Raw genomic sequence first — 15,831 nt, forward strand, 5'->3', positions numbered from 1 at the left:
TTTCGCCCACTTATTCTATTTGGCTCTCTCAGTCATGCTTCTTTGGACTTACTGACCGGGAGTAAAGCTCCCTCACTTCGTTCGGTCTGTGCGGGAAACGCAAACTCCGCTTCACTTCGTCTGCGCAGCGCTCCCTCACTGTGTTCGGTCGCTTAGTTGTCGTCGCTTGGATTTAGCTGTAAGCCTAATTCCTTTAACTTGGCCAGTACTTCCTCTAAGGACTTGCGGCCTAAGTTACGAACCTTCATCATGTCCTCAGAAGTCCTGTTGCACAGCTCTTCCACTGTGTTGATGCCGGCTCTCTTCAGACAGTTGTAGGAACGAACGGAAAGCTCCAGTTCGTCGATATTCATCTCAAGCACTTTCTCTTTCTCATTGTCTTCCTTCTCTACCATGATCTCAGCGGTCTTGGCATTCTCGGAAAGGTCAATGAACAGATTCAGGTGCTCGCTTAATACCTTTGCGGCCAGGCTGACAGCCTCATCGGGAGCCAGGGTGCCGTTGGTATAAATCTCAAGTGTAAGCTTATCGTAGTCCGTCTGCTGCCCCACACGTGTATTGGCTACTGCCATGTTCACGCGCTCCACAGGAGTGTAGATGGAATCAACTGCTATGACCCCGATTGGTAAATCGTCGTTCTTATTCTTATCGGCGCTGATATAGCCGCGGCCCTTGGTGATGGTAAGTTCCATATAGAACTTGCTGTCCGTGCCGCCGCTTAAGGTGGCGATAATCTGATCCGGATTCATGATCTCGATATCAGCATCTGCCTGGATATCAGCTGCAGTAATTACACCTTCGCCTTCAAATTCAATGTATGCAACCTTGGGCTCATCGGTATCGCTGTTGTTCTTAATCGCTAAGCTTTTGATGTTCATAATAATTTCAGTCACATCTTCCTTAACTCCGGGAATAGAACTGAACTCATGCAAAACGCCATCGATTTTTACCTGACTCACTGCGGCTCCGGGTAAAGAAGAAAGCATAATTCTTCTTAAGGAATTGCCCAGCGTAGTGCCGTAACCTCTCTCAAGTGGTTCAACTACAAACTTGCCGTATCTCTTGTCTTCTGAAATCTCTGCGATTTCAATGTTTGGTTTTTCAAAATCGAACACTAATAGCCCCTCCTTTTTGGGTTTCTATCAAATCTCGAGGGAAATAAAGCACTGCAAAGCAGTGCACTGCCCAAACACAGCCCAAGGCGTAAGTTCGGGTTTTTCATCCTGCAAAGTACGCCTGCCCTATAAAGGACAGGCATACCTTGTACAATTTATAATCAATTGTAGGATTACTTGGAGTACAACTCGACGATAAGCATTTCGTTTACTGGAACATCAATCTCATCCCTGGTTGGCATTTCCTTAACAGTACCGCGCAGGTTCTCCTGGTCTACATCCAGCCAAGCCGGAACCATACGTCCGCCGGTTACTTCCAGGACGTCTTTGTATCTCTGTGCGGATTTGTATTTCTCCTTCACTTCGATGACATCCCCAGCCTTAACACGGTAGGATGGAATGTTCACTGGCTTGCCGTTAACCAGAATGTGCTTATGGTCAACAATCTGTCTTGCTTCCTTGCGTGTACGGCCCAGACCCATGCGGAACAGAACGTTGTCCAGTCTGCACTCTAACAGGATCATCAGGTTAGTACCTACCATACCGTTCATCTTGGATGCCTTAGCATAGTAATTACGGAAAGGTTTCTCTAATACACCGTAAATGAATTTGGCTTTCTGCTTTTCTCTTAACTGCATGCCGTATTCACTTAACTTTTTGTTTGTTCTCTTGGATTCTCTGTTGGACTTTTTATCAATTCCTAAATAGATTGGATCCAGACCAAGGGATCTACATCTTTTAAGAACAGGAACTCTATCTACTGCCACTTTAATTACCTCCTAATTAAAATCAATCAGACTCTTCTACGTTTTGGCGGACGGCATCCGTTATGTGGAACTGGTGTCACGTCCTTAATGCTGGTTACTTCCAATCCACATGCCTGAAGGGCACGGATTGCTGCTTCACGTCCTGAACCAGGACCCTTTACCATAACGTCTACGGATTTTAAGCCATGTACGAGAGCTGCCTTAGTAGCAGTTTCTGCCGCCATCTGGGCTGCATATGGAGTAGATTTTCTTGAACCTCTAAATCCAAGACCACCGGCACTAGCCCATGAAAGAGCGTTACCCTGCGCATCAGTTAATGTAACAATTGTGTTATTAAAAGATGACTGGATATGTGCCTGTCCGCGTTCAACGTTTTTCTTTACACGCTTTTTTGTCACTTTTTTAGCTGTAGTGGACACTTTTTTAGCCATTTTAAACTAACCTACTTTCTCATTTTCTTGAATTCGCTCTTCCTGTTTTTAAAACATGTAAATCGAATTCGGTTACAATGTTGCTAATGAAATTCTTACTTCTTCTTGTTTGCTACTGTCTTCCTCGGACCCTTGCAAGTTCTGGCGTTGGTCTTTGTCTTCTGGCCACGAACCGGCAGGCTCTTTCTATGACGGATTCCTCTGTAGCATCCAATTTCCTGAAGTCTCTTGATGTTCATAGCAATCTCTCTACGAAGATCACCTTCAACAGTCTGAGTCTCAGCAATTGTGTTAGCCAGCTTTTTTACCTCATCATCGGTTAAATCCTTAACGCGAGTGTCTGGGTTAACGCCAGCTGCCGTTAAGATGCGGTTGGAGCTTGCTCTACCGATACCGTAGATGTAAGTAAGACCGATCTCAACACGTTTTTCTCTTGGTAAGTCAACACCTGAAATACGAGCCATGTGTGTAGTACACCTCCTAATTTTAATTAACCTTGTCTCTGTTTATGCTTTGGATTTTCACAAATTACTCTGATACTGCCTTTTCTCTTTATGATCTTGCATTTTTCGCAGATCGGCTTTACGGATGATCTAACCTTCACAGTAATTCTCCTTTCTATAGACCAACAAAGTTGCTAAAGCATTATATCAAACATTTGCCAATAATGCAAGCACTTTTTTATCTATGGTGTTTTATGTTCTTTTCCGGGGCAGGCGGTGTTTGACATCACTGGCCTGCTGGAAAACGGAACTCTTTCTTTACTCTGTCTTTATTCTGTCACCAGACAGCCTGTTTACCTTATTTATCTCTCCAGATGATTCTTCCCTTGGATAAATCATAGGGTGACAGCTCAATGGTCACTTTATCTCCTGGCAGGATGCGGATATAGTTCATACGAAGCTTTCCGCTGATGTGTGCCAGTACCTGATGGCCGTTCTCCAGTTCAACCTGGAACATGGCGTTGGGTAATTTCTCAATTACGGTTCCCTCAATTTCAATTACGTCTGCTTTTGACATTCTATTTTACCTCCTACTGCCTGCGGCTGCGGATGAAGCCTGCTATCTCCTCATCCCTCACCGCCGCGCCTTCTGTAAGCTTCTTCCTTAAGGTTTCATCGTGCTCATGTATGAGCTGCAAGTGTTTCCTGTTCTTGCGTTTCTGTTTACTTAAAGGGTGTTTCCTGCCGTCTGACAGATAAACATATTCCCCTTGGACACTGATTATGATATACAGTTCATTTTTGTCGTGGCCTGCTAAACTCTTTACCAGGCCGGCTTCCTTAAACTCTACCATAGGGCCACCTCAAACTACAGCGATAAAATCTCAGGTTCGCCATCCGTAATCAGGATGGTGTTCTCATAATGGGATGCCAGAGAGCCGTCCTCTGTCACAACGGTCCAGCCGTCATCCTCCCATACTACATCATAGCGCCCTGCAGTAATCATAGGTTCAATTGCGAGTGTCATTCCGGCAGCCAGCCTGATGCCTTTGCGGCGCTGGGCGAAATTGGGAATCTCCGGTGCTTCATGCATCTCCGTACCGATACCGTGACCTACCAGGTCCCGGACCACTCCGAAGCCAAAGCTTTCTGCATATTCCTGAATGGCTTTGGAAATATCATTGAGATGATTGCCAGCTTTTGCATACTTTATACCTTCAAAAAAGCTCTGCTGCGTCACCTCTACCAGTTTCCTGGCCTCCCCGCTCACTTCTCCAATCATATGGGTTCTGGCTGCATCGGACTGATATCCCTTCCATATAACACCTGTATCCAGGCTGACGATATCTCCTTCTTCCAGATAGCGGTGCTTATCCGGAATGCCGTGAACCACCTCATCGTTAATAGATATACACACAGATGCCGGAAAACCCTGATAATTCAGAAAGGATGGAACACATCCATGACTTCTTATCATATCTTCACACATCCGGTCGATTTCTTTGGTAGACATTCCCGGTACCAGGGTCCTGCCAAGCTCCTCATGAACCTTGGCAAGTATACGCCCTGCTTCCCGCATTAATTCAATTTCCCGTTCTGATTTAATCGTTACCATTCTTTATGCTCCTAAAATCCTGACAATGGCCTGGAATACTTCTTCCATATCCAATGTGCCATCTACCTCGGCTAAAACGCCTGCCTTTTTATAATACTCTATGAGAGGCTGAGTCTGGTCATGATAGACATCAAGACGCTTCTTAACAGTTTCAGGTTTATCATCATCCCTAAGTACCAGCTGCTGGCCGCATACATCACAGATTCCTTCCTTTTTAGGAGGATTGTATACGATATGATATGTTGCCCCGCAGGAAAGGCATGCGCGGCGTCCGGACATACGGTTTATGATGTTCTCATCCGGAACATCCACGTTGATTGCATAGTCAATGGCCTCACCCATGTCGCCCAGAGCTTTTGTAAGGCTCTCTGCCTGGGGAATAGTCCTTGGGAATCCGTCCAGCACATATCCGTTTTTGCAGTCCTCCTCATGGATGCGGTCCAGCAGCATGCCGATGGTGATTTCATCCGGCACAAGACCGCCTGCATCCATATAGGACTTGGCTTTCATGCCCAGCTCCGTGCCGTTTTTAATGTTGGCCCGGAAAATGTCCCCGGTAGAGATATGGGGAATCTGATATTTTGCTGCAATCTTTTTTGCCTGAGTACCCTTGCCGGCACCAGGTGCGCCTAACATGATAATCTTCATAAACCCAGTCCTCCTCGTTATGAGCACTTAGTGGCCGTATTTTGGCCGCTTACGTGCGATACATGTCACCTCCACTTGGTGAGGTCTTCCACGAGCCAGTGGAGTGGCTCGTTATGAGCACTTAGTGGCCGTATTCCGGCCGCTTACGTGCGATACATGTCACCTCCACTTGGTGAGGTCTTCCACGAGCCTAGTGGAGTGGCTCGTTATGAGCACTTAGCCGCCGTATTCCGGCCGCTTGCGTGCAATACATGCCACTGGCACTTGGCGAGGTCCCCTCACGAGCTTAGTGCAGCGGCGCGTTATAAGCTATAAATACAACAAATCCGCCCCTGTGGAATACCACAAAGGCAGATTGATTGATTCAACTGTGGTTGTTAATCGTTCAAAAATCCCTTATAATAACGCACAAGCATCTGAGATTCTACTGCTTTGATTGTCTCAAGCACAACGCCAACGATAATAATCAGGGACGTTCCGGAAAATGAGATTCGGCTGACGTTGAGTAAACCGGACGCAAGAATCGGAACAATCGCAATCACTATCAGGCCGCATGCACCAATAAAAACAATATAATTCAATATCTTATTCAAATAATCGCTGGTTGGCTTGCCAGGACGAATGCCCGGGATAAAGCCGCCCTGCTTCTTCATGTTATTGGCCACTTCCAACGGGTTAAACGTAATGGACGTATAGAAGTAAGCGAACATAATCAGCAATGCAATATAAATCACCAGACCGATGGAGTATATAGGATACTCAGGCCTGCACCATGAACCCGAATTGAGCACCATCAGAATCTTACTGCCGATGGAGTTTGGATCAATCGTAAAGAACTGAGAAATCACCACCGGGAAGGACATGATGGAAGAAGCAAAGATTACCGGCATAACGCCTGCGGTATTTATCTTCAGTGGGATGTTGGAAGCCTGTCCGCCAACCATCTTACGGCCAACCATCTTCTTGGAATACTGGACCGGAATTCTCCTCTCGGCATCGTTCAGCACGATAACGAAAACTACCATAGCCAGGATAATCAGGGCAATCACTACAACGCTGAAAATCATCTTTGTAACCGTCTGTCCGAAGATAAAGCGGTAATAAAGAGTTTTCATATCATCCGGCACACTGGACAGGATGTTGAATAACAGTACGATTGAGATACCGTTTCCAACGCCCTTTTCCGTAATCTGCTCGCCGATCCACATGAGCAGGGCACTGCCCGTTGTCATGGTGACGATGGCGATGATGATGTTCCATGCGTTATAATCTATCAGAAGTCCCTGACGTCCGAAGCCGATGGCCATGGCACTTGATTCAATCAGTGCCAGGCCCACGGTGGTATAGCGGGTGTATTCCTGAATCTTCTTTCTTCCGTCCTCGCCATCCTTCTGCAGCTCTTCCAGTTTTGGAATTGCAATGGTCAGAAGCTGGATGATGATGGAAGATGTGATGTATGGCGTAATGCTCAGGGCAAAGATGGACATGGATGAAAATGAACCACCTGTCATGGCATTAAAGAAGCCAAACACATCCGTTGTCTGTTTCGCAAACCAATTCGCAAAGAACGATGTCTCGATTCCCGGAATCGGCAGCTGGCTGCCAAAACGGATGACTACCAGCATCATGAAGGTATAGAGAATCTTAGTGCGAAGCTCTTTTACCTTGAATGCATTTCTGATCGTTTTAAACATTAGATCACCTCGCAGGTTCCACCTAAAGCTTCGATTTTAGATTTTGCACCTTCACTGAATGCATTAACCTTAACGGTCAGCTTTTTGGTTAATTCTCCATTTCCAAGGATCTTTACACCATCTCTTGGGTTCTTAACGATTCCTGCCTCGATTAAGGTCTCAACCGTAACCTCAGCATCATTATCGAACCTTTCCAGAGCGCTTACGTTAATACCAATAATGGTCTTAGAATTCATATTAGTGAAACCACGCTTTGGCAGACGTCTGTATAAAGGCATCTGTCCGCCTTCAAAGCCAGGCCTTGTTGCTCCGGAACGAGCTTTCTGACCCTTATGGCCCTTACCTGCGGTCTTACCATTACCAGAACCATGGCCACGGCCTTTTCTAAAATTATCGCTATGCTTTGAACCTGCAGCAGGCTGTAAATTTGACAACTCCATGACTGCACCTCCTTACTCTATATGATTAGACTTCTTCAACTTTTACTAAATGCCGCACTGCTGCGACCATGCCTCTGACAGCGCCATTATCTGGCATTTCAACCGTCTTGTGCATCTTGGTCAGTCCAAGAGCCTTAACCGTTGCTTTCTGCTTTGGAACAGCACCGATAGGGGACTTGACTAATGTGATTTTTAATTTCTCTGCCATGTCTTTCTCCTCCTATTAGCCTACGATTTCTTCCACAGATTTGCCGCGCAGTCTTGCGAATTCTTCCGGAGTCTTTAAGGAAGTAAGGCCTGCAAGAGTTGCCAGAACTACATTTGTCTTGTTGTTGGATCCTAAGGATTTTGTACGGATGTTCTTGATTCCTGCCATCTCCAGTACGGAACGTGCCGGACCGCCGGCGATAACACCAGTACCTTCAGGAGCTCTCTTTAACAGAACAGCTGCACTTCCGAATTTACCGATAAAATCATGTGGGATACTCTTATTCTCATCTACAGGAATCTCTACCAGATTCTTAATTGCGGCTTCTTTACCTTTGCGGATGGCCTCCGGAACCTCGCCGGCCTTTCCTAAACCTGCGCCAACGTGGCCGTTGCCATCGCCTACTACTACCAGAGCGGAAAATCTCATGGTACGTCCACCTTTAACAGTCTTGGATACTCTCTTGATTGCCACTACCTTGTCATTCAGCTCCATCTGACTGGCGTCAATAATTGTACGCTTCATGCTTGTTCTCCTCTCTATTAGAAATCCAGACCAGCCTCGCGGGCTGCGTCTGCTAATGCCTGAACTTTGCCCTGATATATAAAGCCGCCTCTATCGAAAACAACTTCCTTGATACCTTTTTCAAGGGCTCTCTTTGCAATAACTGTACCTACATATGCTGCAGCTGCCTTATCGTTGGTCTTCTCCAGTTCAGCATTTACTTCTTTCTCAACTGTGGAAGCAGCAACCAGGGTGTTACCAACCGTATCGTCGATAATTTGAGCATACATATGATTATTACTTCTAAACACTGCCAGACGCGGTCTCTCTGCTGTGCCAGCAAAACGGTTACGCATTCTGTTGTGTTTCTTTACGCGAATTTCGCTTCTTGACTGTTTGTTAACCATTTTTACACTCTCCTTAATTATTTCTTACCAGTCTTACCAACTTTACGTCTGATAACCTCGTCAGCATACTTGATACCCTTGCCCTTGTATGGCTCAGGTCTTCTCTTGTCTCTGATTTCAGCAGCGTATTGGCCAACTTTTTCTTTACTGATACCTTTAACGATAATCTTGTTCTGACCTTCCATAACGGTCTCGATGCCCTCTGGATCTTCCATCTCTACCGGATGGGAGTAGCCCAGGTTCAGGGTAAGCTTCTTGCCCTGCTTAGCGGCCCTGTAACCAACGCCGTTTACTTCAAGAACCTTCTCATACCCTTCTGTAACACCATGAATCATGTTGTTAACCAGGGTTCTGGTCAGACCATGTAAAGATTTCATCTTCTTTAAATCGTTTGGTCTGCTTACTATAATCTGTCCATCTTTCTGCTCGATGGTCATTTCTACGGGGAGCTCTCTCTCTAATGTTCCCTTTGGACCTTTTACAGTCACTTTGTTTCCTTCTGCGATTGTAACAGTAACTCCTGCCGGAACCGCAACTGGCATTCTACCGATACGTGACATGCCTTTACCTCCTACTTAAATTCTCGGAAGGAACTGTGCGTTCCTTCTGTTTTCAGTTTCCTCTATCTCATCATTACCAAACAAATGCCAATACTTCGCCGCCAACACCTAACTGACGTGCTTCTTTATCTGTAATCACGCCCTGGTTGGTGGAGATGATAGCGGTACCAAGTCCGCCCAGTACCTTGGGAAGCTCTTCCTTGTTAGCGTATACACGCAGACCCGGTTTGGAGATTCTCTTGATACCGGAAATGATTTTCTCGTTCTTGTCTTTGCCGTACTTTAAGGTGATTCTGATGGTCTGGAAACCGCCGTCCTCTACCATGTCGTACTTTGCAACATAACCCTCTTTTACCAGGATGTCAGCGATAGCTATTTTCATCTTGGATGAAGGTACGTCTACTGTATCATGTTTTGCAGTGTTTGCATTACGAATTCTTGTAAGCATATCTGCAATCGGATCGCTCATTGTCATTTTAAAATGCCTCCTTCCTAATTCTCTCTATTTTACCAGCTAGCTTTCTTAACGCCAGGAATCTGACCCTTGTATGCTAACTCGCGGAAACAGATACGGCAGATACCGTACTTTCTTAAATAAGCATGTGGACGGCCACAGATTCTGCAGCGGTTGTACTCTCTGGTGGAGAATTTAGCCGGACGCTGCTGTTTAATCTTCATTGAAGTCTTAGCCATGAAAGTTTCCTCCTAACTATTTTGCAAACGGCATATTGAATAATGTCAAAAGTTCACGAGCTTCTTCGTCAGTCTTAGCGGTGGTAACGAAGATGATATCCATACCTCTTACCTTGTCAACTTTGTCGTACTCAATCTCAGGGAAGATCAGCTGCTCTTTGATACCGAGCGCATAGTTTCCTCTGCCATCAAATGCGTTAGGGTTAACACCTCTAAAGTCACGTACACGGGGCAGTGCCAGGTTTACCAGACGGTCAAGGAATTCATACATTCTCTCGCCGCGCAGTGTTACCTTGCAGCCGATTGCCATGCCTTCACGGAGCTTAAAGTTAGCAATGGACTTCTTTGCCTTGGTGGTTATAGCCTTCTGTCCGGAGATGATTTCCAAATCCCTTACAGCAGAATCCAGAACCTTGGCATTTTCCTTTGCTTCGCCTACGCCCATGTTGATAACGATCTTATCAAGCTTCGGCACCTGCATAACGTTCTTATATCCAAATTTTTTCATCAGAGCGTCTACCATCTCGTTCTGATACTGTTCTTTTAATCTAGCCAACGTTTTTTTCCTCCTCTCCTGAATTAGTCGATTACTTTGCCGGTTGTCTTAGCCACGCGAACCTTCTTGCCGTCTTTTTCTTCAAATCCGACCCTGGTTGCCTTGCCGTCTACTACCAGCATTACATTGGAGATATCAATAGGAGCTTCCTGGTTAACAATGCCGCCCTGTGGGTTGCCCGGAGCCTGCTTTGTGTGCTTGGTAACCATGTTGCAGCCCTGAACCAGAACTTTGTTCTTCTTTGTATCAACAGAGATAACCTTTCCCTGCTTATCTTTATCTTTACCTGCGATTACGACTACTAAGTCGTCCTTCTTAATCTTATTCACAGTAACACCTCCTTATAATACTTCGGGAGCTAAGGAGACAATCTTCATGAACTGTTTGTCTCTTAATTCTCTTGCTACAGGCCCAAAGATACGAGTTCCTCTTGGAGTCTTGTCATCCTTAATAATTACTGCTGCGTTCTCATCAAATCTGATGTAAGAACCGTCTTTACGGCGTGCGCCCTTAACGGTACGTACCACTACAGCCTTTACAACATCGCCCTTCTTTACAACACCGCCTGGTGTTGCATCTTTAACGGAAGCAACGATGATATCACCGATATTTGCATATCTTCTGGTTGAACCACCTAATACACGGATGCAGAGAAGTTCTTTTGCACCGGTATTGTCGGCAACTTTAAGTCTTGTTTCCTGCTGAACCATACCTGTTACTCCTTCCTCATCTCATTATCTAGCTTTCTCGATAATCTCAACAAGTCTCCATCTCTTATCCTTGGACAGTGGTCTTGTTTCCATTACTTTTACTGTATCACCGATGGTGCACTCATTCTTTTCATCATGAGCTTTTAACTTCACGGTTTTCTTAACGATCTTACCGATTACAGGATGTTTTACATGGTCCTCGATAGCAACTACGATTGTCTTATCCATCTTGTTGCTGACCACTTTACCGGTACGGGTCTTTCTCAAATTTCTTTCCACGGTAAATGTCTCCTTTCGCATTATGCGTTAGCCTTCTCAGTGATAACAGTCTGGATCCTGGCAATGTTCTTGCGAACTTCCTTAATCCTGGATGTGTTATCCAGCTGATTGGTTGCATTCTGGAATCTTAAATTGAACAGTTCCTTCTTCGCAGCTACTAACTCTTCATTCAGCTCATTTGCTGACTTATTCTTTAACTCTTCTACAAATTTATTAGTTTTCACTGTTATCACCGCCTTCTAAATCTGCTTTAGAAACAATCTTACACTTGCATGGCAGCTTGTGCATAGCAAGACGCAGAGCTTCTCTAGCTGTTTCCTCTGGTACACCAGCGATTTCGAATAATACACGGCCTGGCTTTACAACTGCTACCCAGTACTCCAGAGCGCCTTTACCGGAACCCATACGGGTTTCTGCTGGCTTTGCTGTTACAGGTTTATCCGGGAAAATCTTAATCCAGACTTTACCGCCACGCTTGATGTAACGGGTCATGGCCACACGGGCAGCCTCAATCTGGTTTGATTTGATCCAACATGGTTCAGTGGAGACTAAACCGTACTCGCCGTTAGAAATCGTGTTGCCTCTTAATGCCTTGCCGGCCATGGAACCACGGAACTGCTTACGACGCTTAACTCTCTTAGGCATTAACATTATTTATCGCTCCCTTCCTTGTTTCCTTTAGTAGGAAGAACTTCGCCCTTGTAGATCCATACCTTTACGCCAATCTTGCCGTAGGTTGTATCTGCTTCTGCGAAACCATAGTCAATATCTGCTCTTAATGTCTGAAGCGGGATGGTACCTTCGCTGTAGAATTCAGTACGTGCCATATCAGCTCCACCCAGGCGGCCTGCAACAGCAGTCTTGATGCCCTTAACGCCTGCCTTCATGGTTCTTCCCATGGTGGACTTCATTGCACGACGGAAGGAAACACGGTTTTCCAGCTGCTGAGCGATGGACTCTGCAACCAGCTGTGCATCCCTGTCCGGACGCTTGATTTCCTTGATGTCGATGAACAGCTTCTTATCAGTCAGCTTCTGAACTTCCTTCTTCAGCTTCTCGATTTCAGAACCACCCTTACCGATAACCACGCCTGGCTTAGCGGTATAAATGATAATCTTAACCCTGTCAGATGCACGCTCAATTTCAATCTTGGAAATGCCGGCACTGAACAGTCTCTTCTTGAGGAACTTTCTCATATTGTAATCTTCAACCAGGCAGTCAGCAAAATCAGCTTCTGCATACCACTTGGAATCCCAGTCTTTAATAACACCGACTCTTAAGCCGTGTGGATTAACTTTCTGTCCCATATTTGCCTCCTATCTCTCATTCAGAACAACAGTGATGTGGCTCATTCTCTTCTCGATCCTGTAAGCACGTCCCTGAGCTCTCGGTCTGACTCTCTTCATGGTCGGGCCCTGGTTAGCGTAGCACTCTTCAACATAAAGTTTTGCCGGGTCCATTCCGTTATTGTTCTCAGCATTTGCTGCTGCTGATTCCAGTAACTTTTTGATTAAGCTGGAAGCGTATCTGGGATTGTAAGTTACAATACCAAGTGCGGTCTGTAAATCTTTGCCTCTGATGGCATCTAATACAAAGCAAGCCTTCTGGACAGACACTCTTGCGTAAGACAGTGTTGCGCTTGGTCTTGTGTCCTTCTGGGCATTTCTTTCTCTCTTGACTTGGGATCTATGTCCTTTTGCCATTGGTAAAACCTCCTTTCAATTTACCGTGAATTACTTTCTCACGCCGGACTTCTTCTCGTCTTTACCGTGACCTCTATAGGTTCTGGTTGCTACGAATTCGCCCAGCTTATGTCCTACCATATCTTCGGTTACATATACCGGAACGTGTTTCCTGCCGTCATGAACTGCAATTGTGTGACCAACCATCTGTGGGAAGATTGTAGAACGGCGGGACCAGGTTTTGATTACCTGCTTCTGTCCTGCTGCATTCATAGCGTCTACTTTCTTTAACAGATGCGCGTCTGCAAATGGTCCTTTTTTCAGTGAACGAGCCATGTGTTCTTAACCTCCTTTAACTATTTGATGGTTCTGCCATCACGTCTTCTTACGATCAACTTGTTAGACTGCTTGTTTTTCTTTCTGGTCTTCAGACCCAGAGCAGGCTTGCCCCATGGTGTGCACGGACCTGGACGGCCGATACCACACTTGCCTTCACCACCACCGTGTGGATGGTCGTTGGGGTTCATTACGGAACCGCGGACTGTAGGTCTGATACCCATGTTGCGCTTCCTACCAGCTTTACCAATGTTGATCAGGGAGTGTTCGCCATTGCCCACAACACCGATTGTTGCGCGGCAGATGATTGGAACCATTCTCATTTCGCCTGAAGGTAAACGTAAGGTTGCATACTTGCCTTCCTTAGCCATCAACTGTGCTGAATTACCGGCTGAACGGACTAACTGGCCGCCCTTGCCAGGATATAACTCAATGTTGTGTACCTGAGTACCAACCGGGATGTGATACAGTGGCATGCAGTTGCCAAGCTTTGCCTCTGCTGTATCGCCGCTCATAACCTTCATTCCGTCGGTTAAGCCCTGTGGTGCCAGGATATATGCCTTCTCGCCGTCTGCATAGCAGATAAGAGCGATGTTGGCAGTTCTGTTTGGATCGTACTCAATTCCGATAACGGTTGCCGGAATACCATCCTTGCTGTTTCTCTTGAAGTCGATGATTCTGTATTTTCTTCTGCTGCCGCCGCCTCTGTGACGAACAGTGATTTTACCCTGATTGTTACGACCAGCGTTCTTGTTCAGGGATACTACCAGAGATTTCTCCGGAGTGTCCTTTGTGATTTCCTTGAAATCAGAACCGGTCATATGTCTTCTGGAAGGTGTATAAGCATTATACTTCTTAATTCCCATGACATTTTACTCCTTTTCTTTTTCTTTTCACGGCGTATGACTTTGGTAGGGATATCTGGGATATCCCGGATGCCGTATAAGTTCTCCGTCCGGGTGTGTCCGGCGGGTGTGAGATTTTCTTACAGTCCCTGGAAAATCTCTATCTCTTTGCTGTCTTCTGTCAGCTTTACGATTGCTTTCTTGGAAGCAGCTGTCTTGCCGAAGGTCATTCCCCTTCTCTTGGTCTTGCCTTCACAGTTCATGGTGTTCACGCTGGCAACCTTGGTGCCTGGGAACATCTTCTCAACAGCCTCTTTAATCATAGACTTGTTAGCGTCTACATGTACCATGAAAGTATACTTTCTATCGCCCATGGCATTCATGCTCTTCTCAGTGATGACTGGTTTTAAAATGACGTCATAGTACTTGATATCTGCCATTATGCGTACACCTCCTCGATGGATGCAACAGCAGCCTTGGTAGCCACTACTGTGTTGTACTTCAGAATGTCGTATACGTTGATGGAGCCGACCTGAGAGGTCTTAACGCCTGCAATGTTCCTTGCAGATAATACTGTATTCTGATCATTGTCAGCCAGAACCACCAGTGCCTTGGATACCTTCAGGTTATCCATAACATTCTGGAACTTCTTGGTCTTAATCTCGTCAAACTTAAGCTCATCTACTACGATAAACTTGTTATCCTGAACACGGCTGGTCAGAGCAGACCTGAGAGCAGCTCTCTTTTCCTTCTTGTTCAGTCTGATGGTGTAATCTCTTGGTGTTGGAGCGAATACCACGCCGCCGCCCTTCCACTGAGGAGACCTGGTTGAACCCTGTCTTGCATGACCGGTTCCTTTCTGTCTCCACGGCTTTCTGCCGCCGCCGGAAACCTCAGAACGTGTCTTTGCTTTCTGTGTTCCCTGACGTTTATTTGCAAGCTGTGCAACAACTGCAAGATGTACCAGATGCTCGTTAACTTCTACACCGAACACGGCATCGTTCAGTTCTAATGCGCCAACTTCTTTACCTTCCATATTGTAAACAGATACGTTTGCCATTTGTGTGTTCCTCCTTTCCTATAAAAGCTTACCTTTCAACCTTAACGGTTTCTTTAATTGTTACCAGGCTCTTCTTTGGTCCTGGTACTGCGCCCTTAACCAGAATCAGGTTATTGTCAACGTCAACCTTGACAACCTCCAGATTCTGAACGGTAATCTGCTTGCTGCCCATGTGGCCTGGCATTCCCTTGCCCTTGAATACGCGGCCTGGGGTTGTAGCGGAACCGTTGGAACCCTGATGACGATGGAACTTGGAACCATGTGCCATAGGTCCTCTGTGCTGTCCGTATCTCTTGATGGCGCCCTGGAAGCCTTTACCCTTGGAAATAGCGGTTGCATCAATCTTATCGCCTGCTGCGAAGATGTCTGCCTTAATCTCATCTTTTACGGAATACTCTTCCGCATTCTCAAACTTGAATTCTCTTACATATCTCTTGTAAGAAACACCGGCCTTGTCAAAATGGCCTTTCTGCGGCTTGCTGACCAGTTTGTCCCTCTTGTCAACAAAACCAACCTGTACTGCTTTGTAACCATCGTTCTCAGCTGTCTTAACCTGTGTTACCACACAAGGTCCTGCCTGAAGTACGGTTACCGGAACTAAAGCACCATTCTCATTGAAGATCTGGGTCATTCCGACTTTTGTTGCTAAAATCGCTTTCTTCATTGTCTTACCTCCTGTTTCATGATCTACAGCGGAATGCTTTCGCATTCATCCTAGAACAGCCTAATATACGTGGAACACTATGAACCGCCTGGCGGTATGTTGATTCCTCAACAGGAAATGCAGTGTTGCTTCTATATTTAAACCCTTCAGGATATAAACATTTTTATCGCATCC

Annotated in this window: 30 protein-coding genes; all 30 read right to left on the reverse strand. The window is 45.8% G+C overall.

Annotated elements, in window-relative coordinates:
• Nucleotides 1-152 precede the first annotated feature (152 nt).
• The 30 genes from CGC65_RS25980 to rplC all read right to left on the reverse strand — a co-directional run bounded on the left by CGC65_RS25980 (nt 153) and on the right by rplC (nt 15,657).
• Nucleotides 153-1,115, reverse strand: a complete 963-nt coding sequence (locus CGC65_RS25980; RefSeq protein WP_002566486.1) for a DNA-directed RNA polymerase subunit alpha — start codon at nt 1,113-1,115, stop codon at nt 153-155.
• Nucleotides 1,116-1,288: 173 nt separating this feature from the next.
• Entirely contained in the window at nt 1,289-1,882 is a 594-nt protein-coding gene (gene rpsD, locus CGC65_RS25985) for a 30S ribosomal protein S4 (protein ID WP_002566487.1), read from the reverse strand.
• 26 nt (nt 1,883-1,908) lie between these two features.
• Nucleotides 1,909-2,313: a 30S ribosomal protein S11 gene (gene rpsK, locus CGC65_RS25990; protein ID WP_002566488.1), complete on the reverse strand. Its 405-nt coding sequence runs from the start codon at nt 2,311-2,313 to the stop codon at nt 1,909-1,911.
• A 95-nt stretch (nt 2,314-2,408) separates the two neighbouring features.
• Nucleotides 2,409-2,777: a 30S ribosomal protein S13 gene (gene rpsM, locus CGC65_RS25995; RefSeq protein WP_002566489.1), complete on the reverse strand. Its 369-nt coding sequence runs from the start codon at nt 2,775-2,777 to the stop codon at nt 2,409-2,411.
• A gap of 26 nt (nt 2,778-2,803) precedes the next feature.
• Entirely contained in the window at nt 2,804-2,917 is a 114-nt protein-coding gene (gene rpmJ / locus CGC65_RS26000) for a 50S ribosomal protein L36 (RefSeq protein WP_003497809.1), read from the reverse strand.
• Between the two features lie 197 nt (nt 2,918-3,114).
• Entirely contained in the window at nt 3,115-3,333 is a 219-nt protein-coding gene (gene infA / locus CGC65_RS26005) for a translation initiation factor IF-1 (protein WP_002566490.1), read from the reverse strand.
• A gap of 13 nt (nt 3,334-3,346) precedes the next feature.
• Complete coding sequence (locus tag CGC65_RS26010) at nt 3,347-3,610, reverse strand: KOW domain-containing RNA-binding protein (RefSeq protein ID WP_002566491.1); 264 nt, start codon at nt 3,608-3,610, stop codon at nt 3,347-3,349.
• A gap of 14 nt (nt 3,611-3,624) precedes the next feature.
• Entirely contained in the window at nt 3,625-4,371 is a 747-nt protein-coding gene (gene map, locus CGC65_RS26015; protein WP_002566492.1) for a type I methionyl aminopeptidase, read from the reverse strand.
• Nucleotides 4,372-4,374: 3 nt separating this feature from the next.
• Nucleotides 4,375-5,019 (reverse strand): adenylate kinase, encoded by a 645-nt coding sequence (locus CGC65_RS26020; RefSeq protein WP_002566493.1) that lies wholly within the window; start codon nt 5,017-5,019, stop codon nt 4,375-4,377.
• A gap of 377 nt (nt 5,020-5,396) precedes the next feature.
• On the reverse strand, nt 5,397-6,713 hold the full coding sequence (gene secY, locus CGC65_RS26025; RefSeq protein ID WP_002566494.1) for a preprotein translocase subunit SecY: 1,317 nt from the start codon (nt 6,711-6,713) through the stop codon (nt 5,397-5,399).
• Nucleotides 6,713-7,153 (reverse strand): 50S ribosomal protein L15, encoded by a 441-nt coding sequence (gene rplO / locus CGC65_RS26030; RefSeq protein ID WP_002566495.1) that lies wholly within the window; start codon nt 7,151-7,153, stop codon nt 6,713-6,715. The genes secY and rplO overlap by 1 nt, the downstream gene beginning before the upstream one ends.
• 25 nt (nt 7,154-7,178) lie before the next feature.
• Nucleotides 7,179-7,361, reverse strand: a complete 183-nt coding sequence (gene rpmD, locus CGC65_RS26035; protein ID WP_002566496.1) for a 50S ribosomal protein L30 — start codon at nt 7,359-7,361, stop codon at nt 7,179-7,181.
• A gap of 15 nt (nt 7,362-7,376) precedes the next feature.
• The gene (rpsE, locus tag CGC65_RS26040) at nt 7,377-7,886 is read right to left on the reverse strand and encodes a 30S ribosomal protein S5 (RefSeq protein WP_002566497.1); all 510 of its coding nucleotides are present in this window, start codon (nt 7,884-7,886) and stop codon (nt 7,377-7,379) included.
• A 17-nt stretch (nt 7,887-7,903) separates the two neighbouring features.
• Complete coding sequence (gene rplR / locus CGC65_RS26045) at nt 7,904-8,272, reverse strand: 50S ribosomal protein L18 (protein ID WP_002566498.1); 369 nt, start codon at nt 8,270-8,272, stop codon at nt 7,904-7,906.
• 17 nt (nt 8,273-8,289) lie between these two features.
• Nucleotides 8,290-8,832, reverse strand: coding sequence for a 50S ribosomal protein L6 (rplF, locus tag CGC65_RS26050; protein ID WP_002566499.1), 543 nt, complete (start codon nt 8,830-8,832; stop codon nt 8,290-8,292).
• A 73-nt stretch (nt 8,833-8,905) separates the two neighbouring features.
• Nucleotides 8,906-9,307: a 30S ribosomal protein S8 gene (rpsH, locus tag CGC65_RS26055; RefSeq protein WP_002566500.1), complete on the reverse strand. Its 402-nt coding sequence runs from the start codon at nt 9,305-9,307 to the stop codon at nt 8,906-8,908.
• Nucleotides 9,308-9,339: 32 nt separating this feature from the next.
• Complete coding sequence (locus tag CGC65_RS26060) at nt 9,340-9,525, reverse strand: type Z 30S ribosomal protein S14 (protein WP_002566501.1); 186 nt, start codon at nt 9,523-9,525, stop codon at nt 9,340-9,342.
• Nucleotides 9,526-9,541: 16 nt separating this feature from the next.
• Complete coding sequence (gene rplE, locus CGC65_RS26065; RefSeq protein WP_002566502.1) at nt 9,542-10,081, reverse strand: 50S ribosomal protein L5; 540 nt, start codon at nt 10,079-10,081, stop codon at nt 9,542-9,544.
• A 23-nt stretch (nt 10,082-10,104) separates the two neighbouring features.
• On the reverse strand, nt 10,105-10,410 hold the full coding sequence (rplX, locus tag CGC65_RS26070) for a 50S ribosomal protein L24 (RefSeq protein ID WP_002566503.1): 306 nt from the start codon (nt 10,408-10,410) through the stop codon (nt 10,105-10,107).
• 12 nt (nt 10,411-10,422) lie between these two features.
• Nucleotides 10,423-10,791, reverse strand: coding sequence for a 50S ribosomal protein L14 (rplN, locus tag CGC65_RS26075; protein WP_002566504.1), 369 nt, complete (start codon nt 10,789-10,791; stop codon nt 10,423-10,425).
• A gap of 24 nt (nt 10,792-10,815) precedes the next feature.
• The gene (rpsQ, locus tag CGC65_RS26080) at nt 10,816-11,070 is read right to left on the reverse strand and encodes a 30S ribosomal protein S17 (RefSeq protein WP_002587380.1); all 255 of its coding nucleotides are present in this window, start codon (nt 11,068-11,070) and stop codon (nt 10,816-10,818) included.
• Nucleotides 11,071-11,090: 20 nt separating this feature from the next.
• Nucleotides 11,091-11,294: a 50S ribosomal protein L29 gene (rpmC, locus tag CGC65_RS26085; protein ID WP_002566506.1), complete on the reverse strand. Its 204-nt coding sequence runs from the start codon at nt 11,292-11,294 to the stop codon at nt 11,091-11,093.
• On the reverse strand, nt 11,284-11,721 hold the full coding sequence (gene rplP / locus CGC65_RS26090; protein ID WP_002566507.1) for a 50S ribosomal protein L16: 438 nt from the start codon (nt 11,719-11,721) through the stop codon (nt 11,284-11,286). The genes rpmC and rplP overlap by 11 nt, the downstream gene beginning before the upstream one ends.
• Nucleotides 11,721-12,377 (reverse strand): 30S ribosomal protein S3, encoded by a 657-nt coding sequence (rpsC, locus tag CGC65_RS26095; RefSeq protein ID WP_002566508.1) that lies wholly within the window; start codon nt 12,375-12,377, stop codon nt 11,721-11,723. The genes rplP and rpsC overlap by 1 nt, the downstream gene beginning before the upstream one ends.
• Nucleotides 12,378-12,386: 9 nt before the next feature.
• Nucleotides 12,387-12,773 (reverse strand): 50S ribosomal protein L22, encoded by a 387-nt coding sequence (gene rplV / locus CGC65_RS26100; RefSeq protein WP_002566509.1) that lies wholly within the window; start codon nt 12,771-12,773, stop codon nt 12,387-12,389.
• Nucleotides 12,774-12,803: 30 nt separating this feature from the next.
• Nucleotides 12,804-13,088, reverse strand: coding sequence for a 30S ribosomal protein S19 (gene rpsS, locus CGC65_RS26105; RefSeq protein ID WP_002566510.1), 285 nt, complete (start codon nt 13,086-13,088; stop codon nt 12,804-12,806).
• Nucleotides 13,089-13,108: 20 nt separating this feature from the next.
• Entirely contained in the window at nt 13,109-13,954 is an 846-nt protein-coding gene (rplB, locus tag CGC65_RS26110; protein WP_002566511.1) for a 50S ribosomal protein L2, read from the reverse strand.
• 119 nt (nt 13,955-14,073) lie between these two features.
• The gene (rplW, locus tag CGC65_RS26115) at nt 14,074-14,373 is read right to left on the reverse strand and encodes a 50S ribosomal protein L23 (protein ID WP_002566512.1); all 300 of its coding nucleotides are present in this window, start codon (nt 14,371-14,373) and stop codon (nt 14,074-14,076) included.
• Nucleotides 14,373-14,993, reverse strand: coding sequence for a 50S ribosomal protein L4 (rplD, locus tag CGC65_RS26120; protein ID WP_002566513.1), 621 nt, complete (start codon nt 14,991-14,993; stop codon nt 14,373-14,375). Before rplD ends, rplW begins: the two co-directional genes overlap by 1 nt.
• Nucleotides 14,994-15,021: 28 nt before the next feature.
• Complete coding sequence (gene rplC / locus CGC65_RS26125) at nt 15,022-15,657, reverse strand: 50S ribosomal protein L3 (protein ID WP_002566514.1); 636 nt, start codon at nt 15,655-15,657, stop codon at nt 15,022-15,024.
• Nucleotides 15,658-15,831: the final 174 nt, after the last annotated feature.

The organism is Enterocloster bolteae, from assembly GCF_002234575.2.
GTDB classification, from domain to species: Bacteria; Bacillota; Clostridia; order Lachnospirales; family Lachnospiraceae; genus Enterocloster; species Enterocloster bolteae.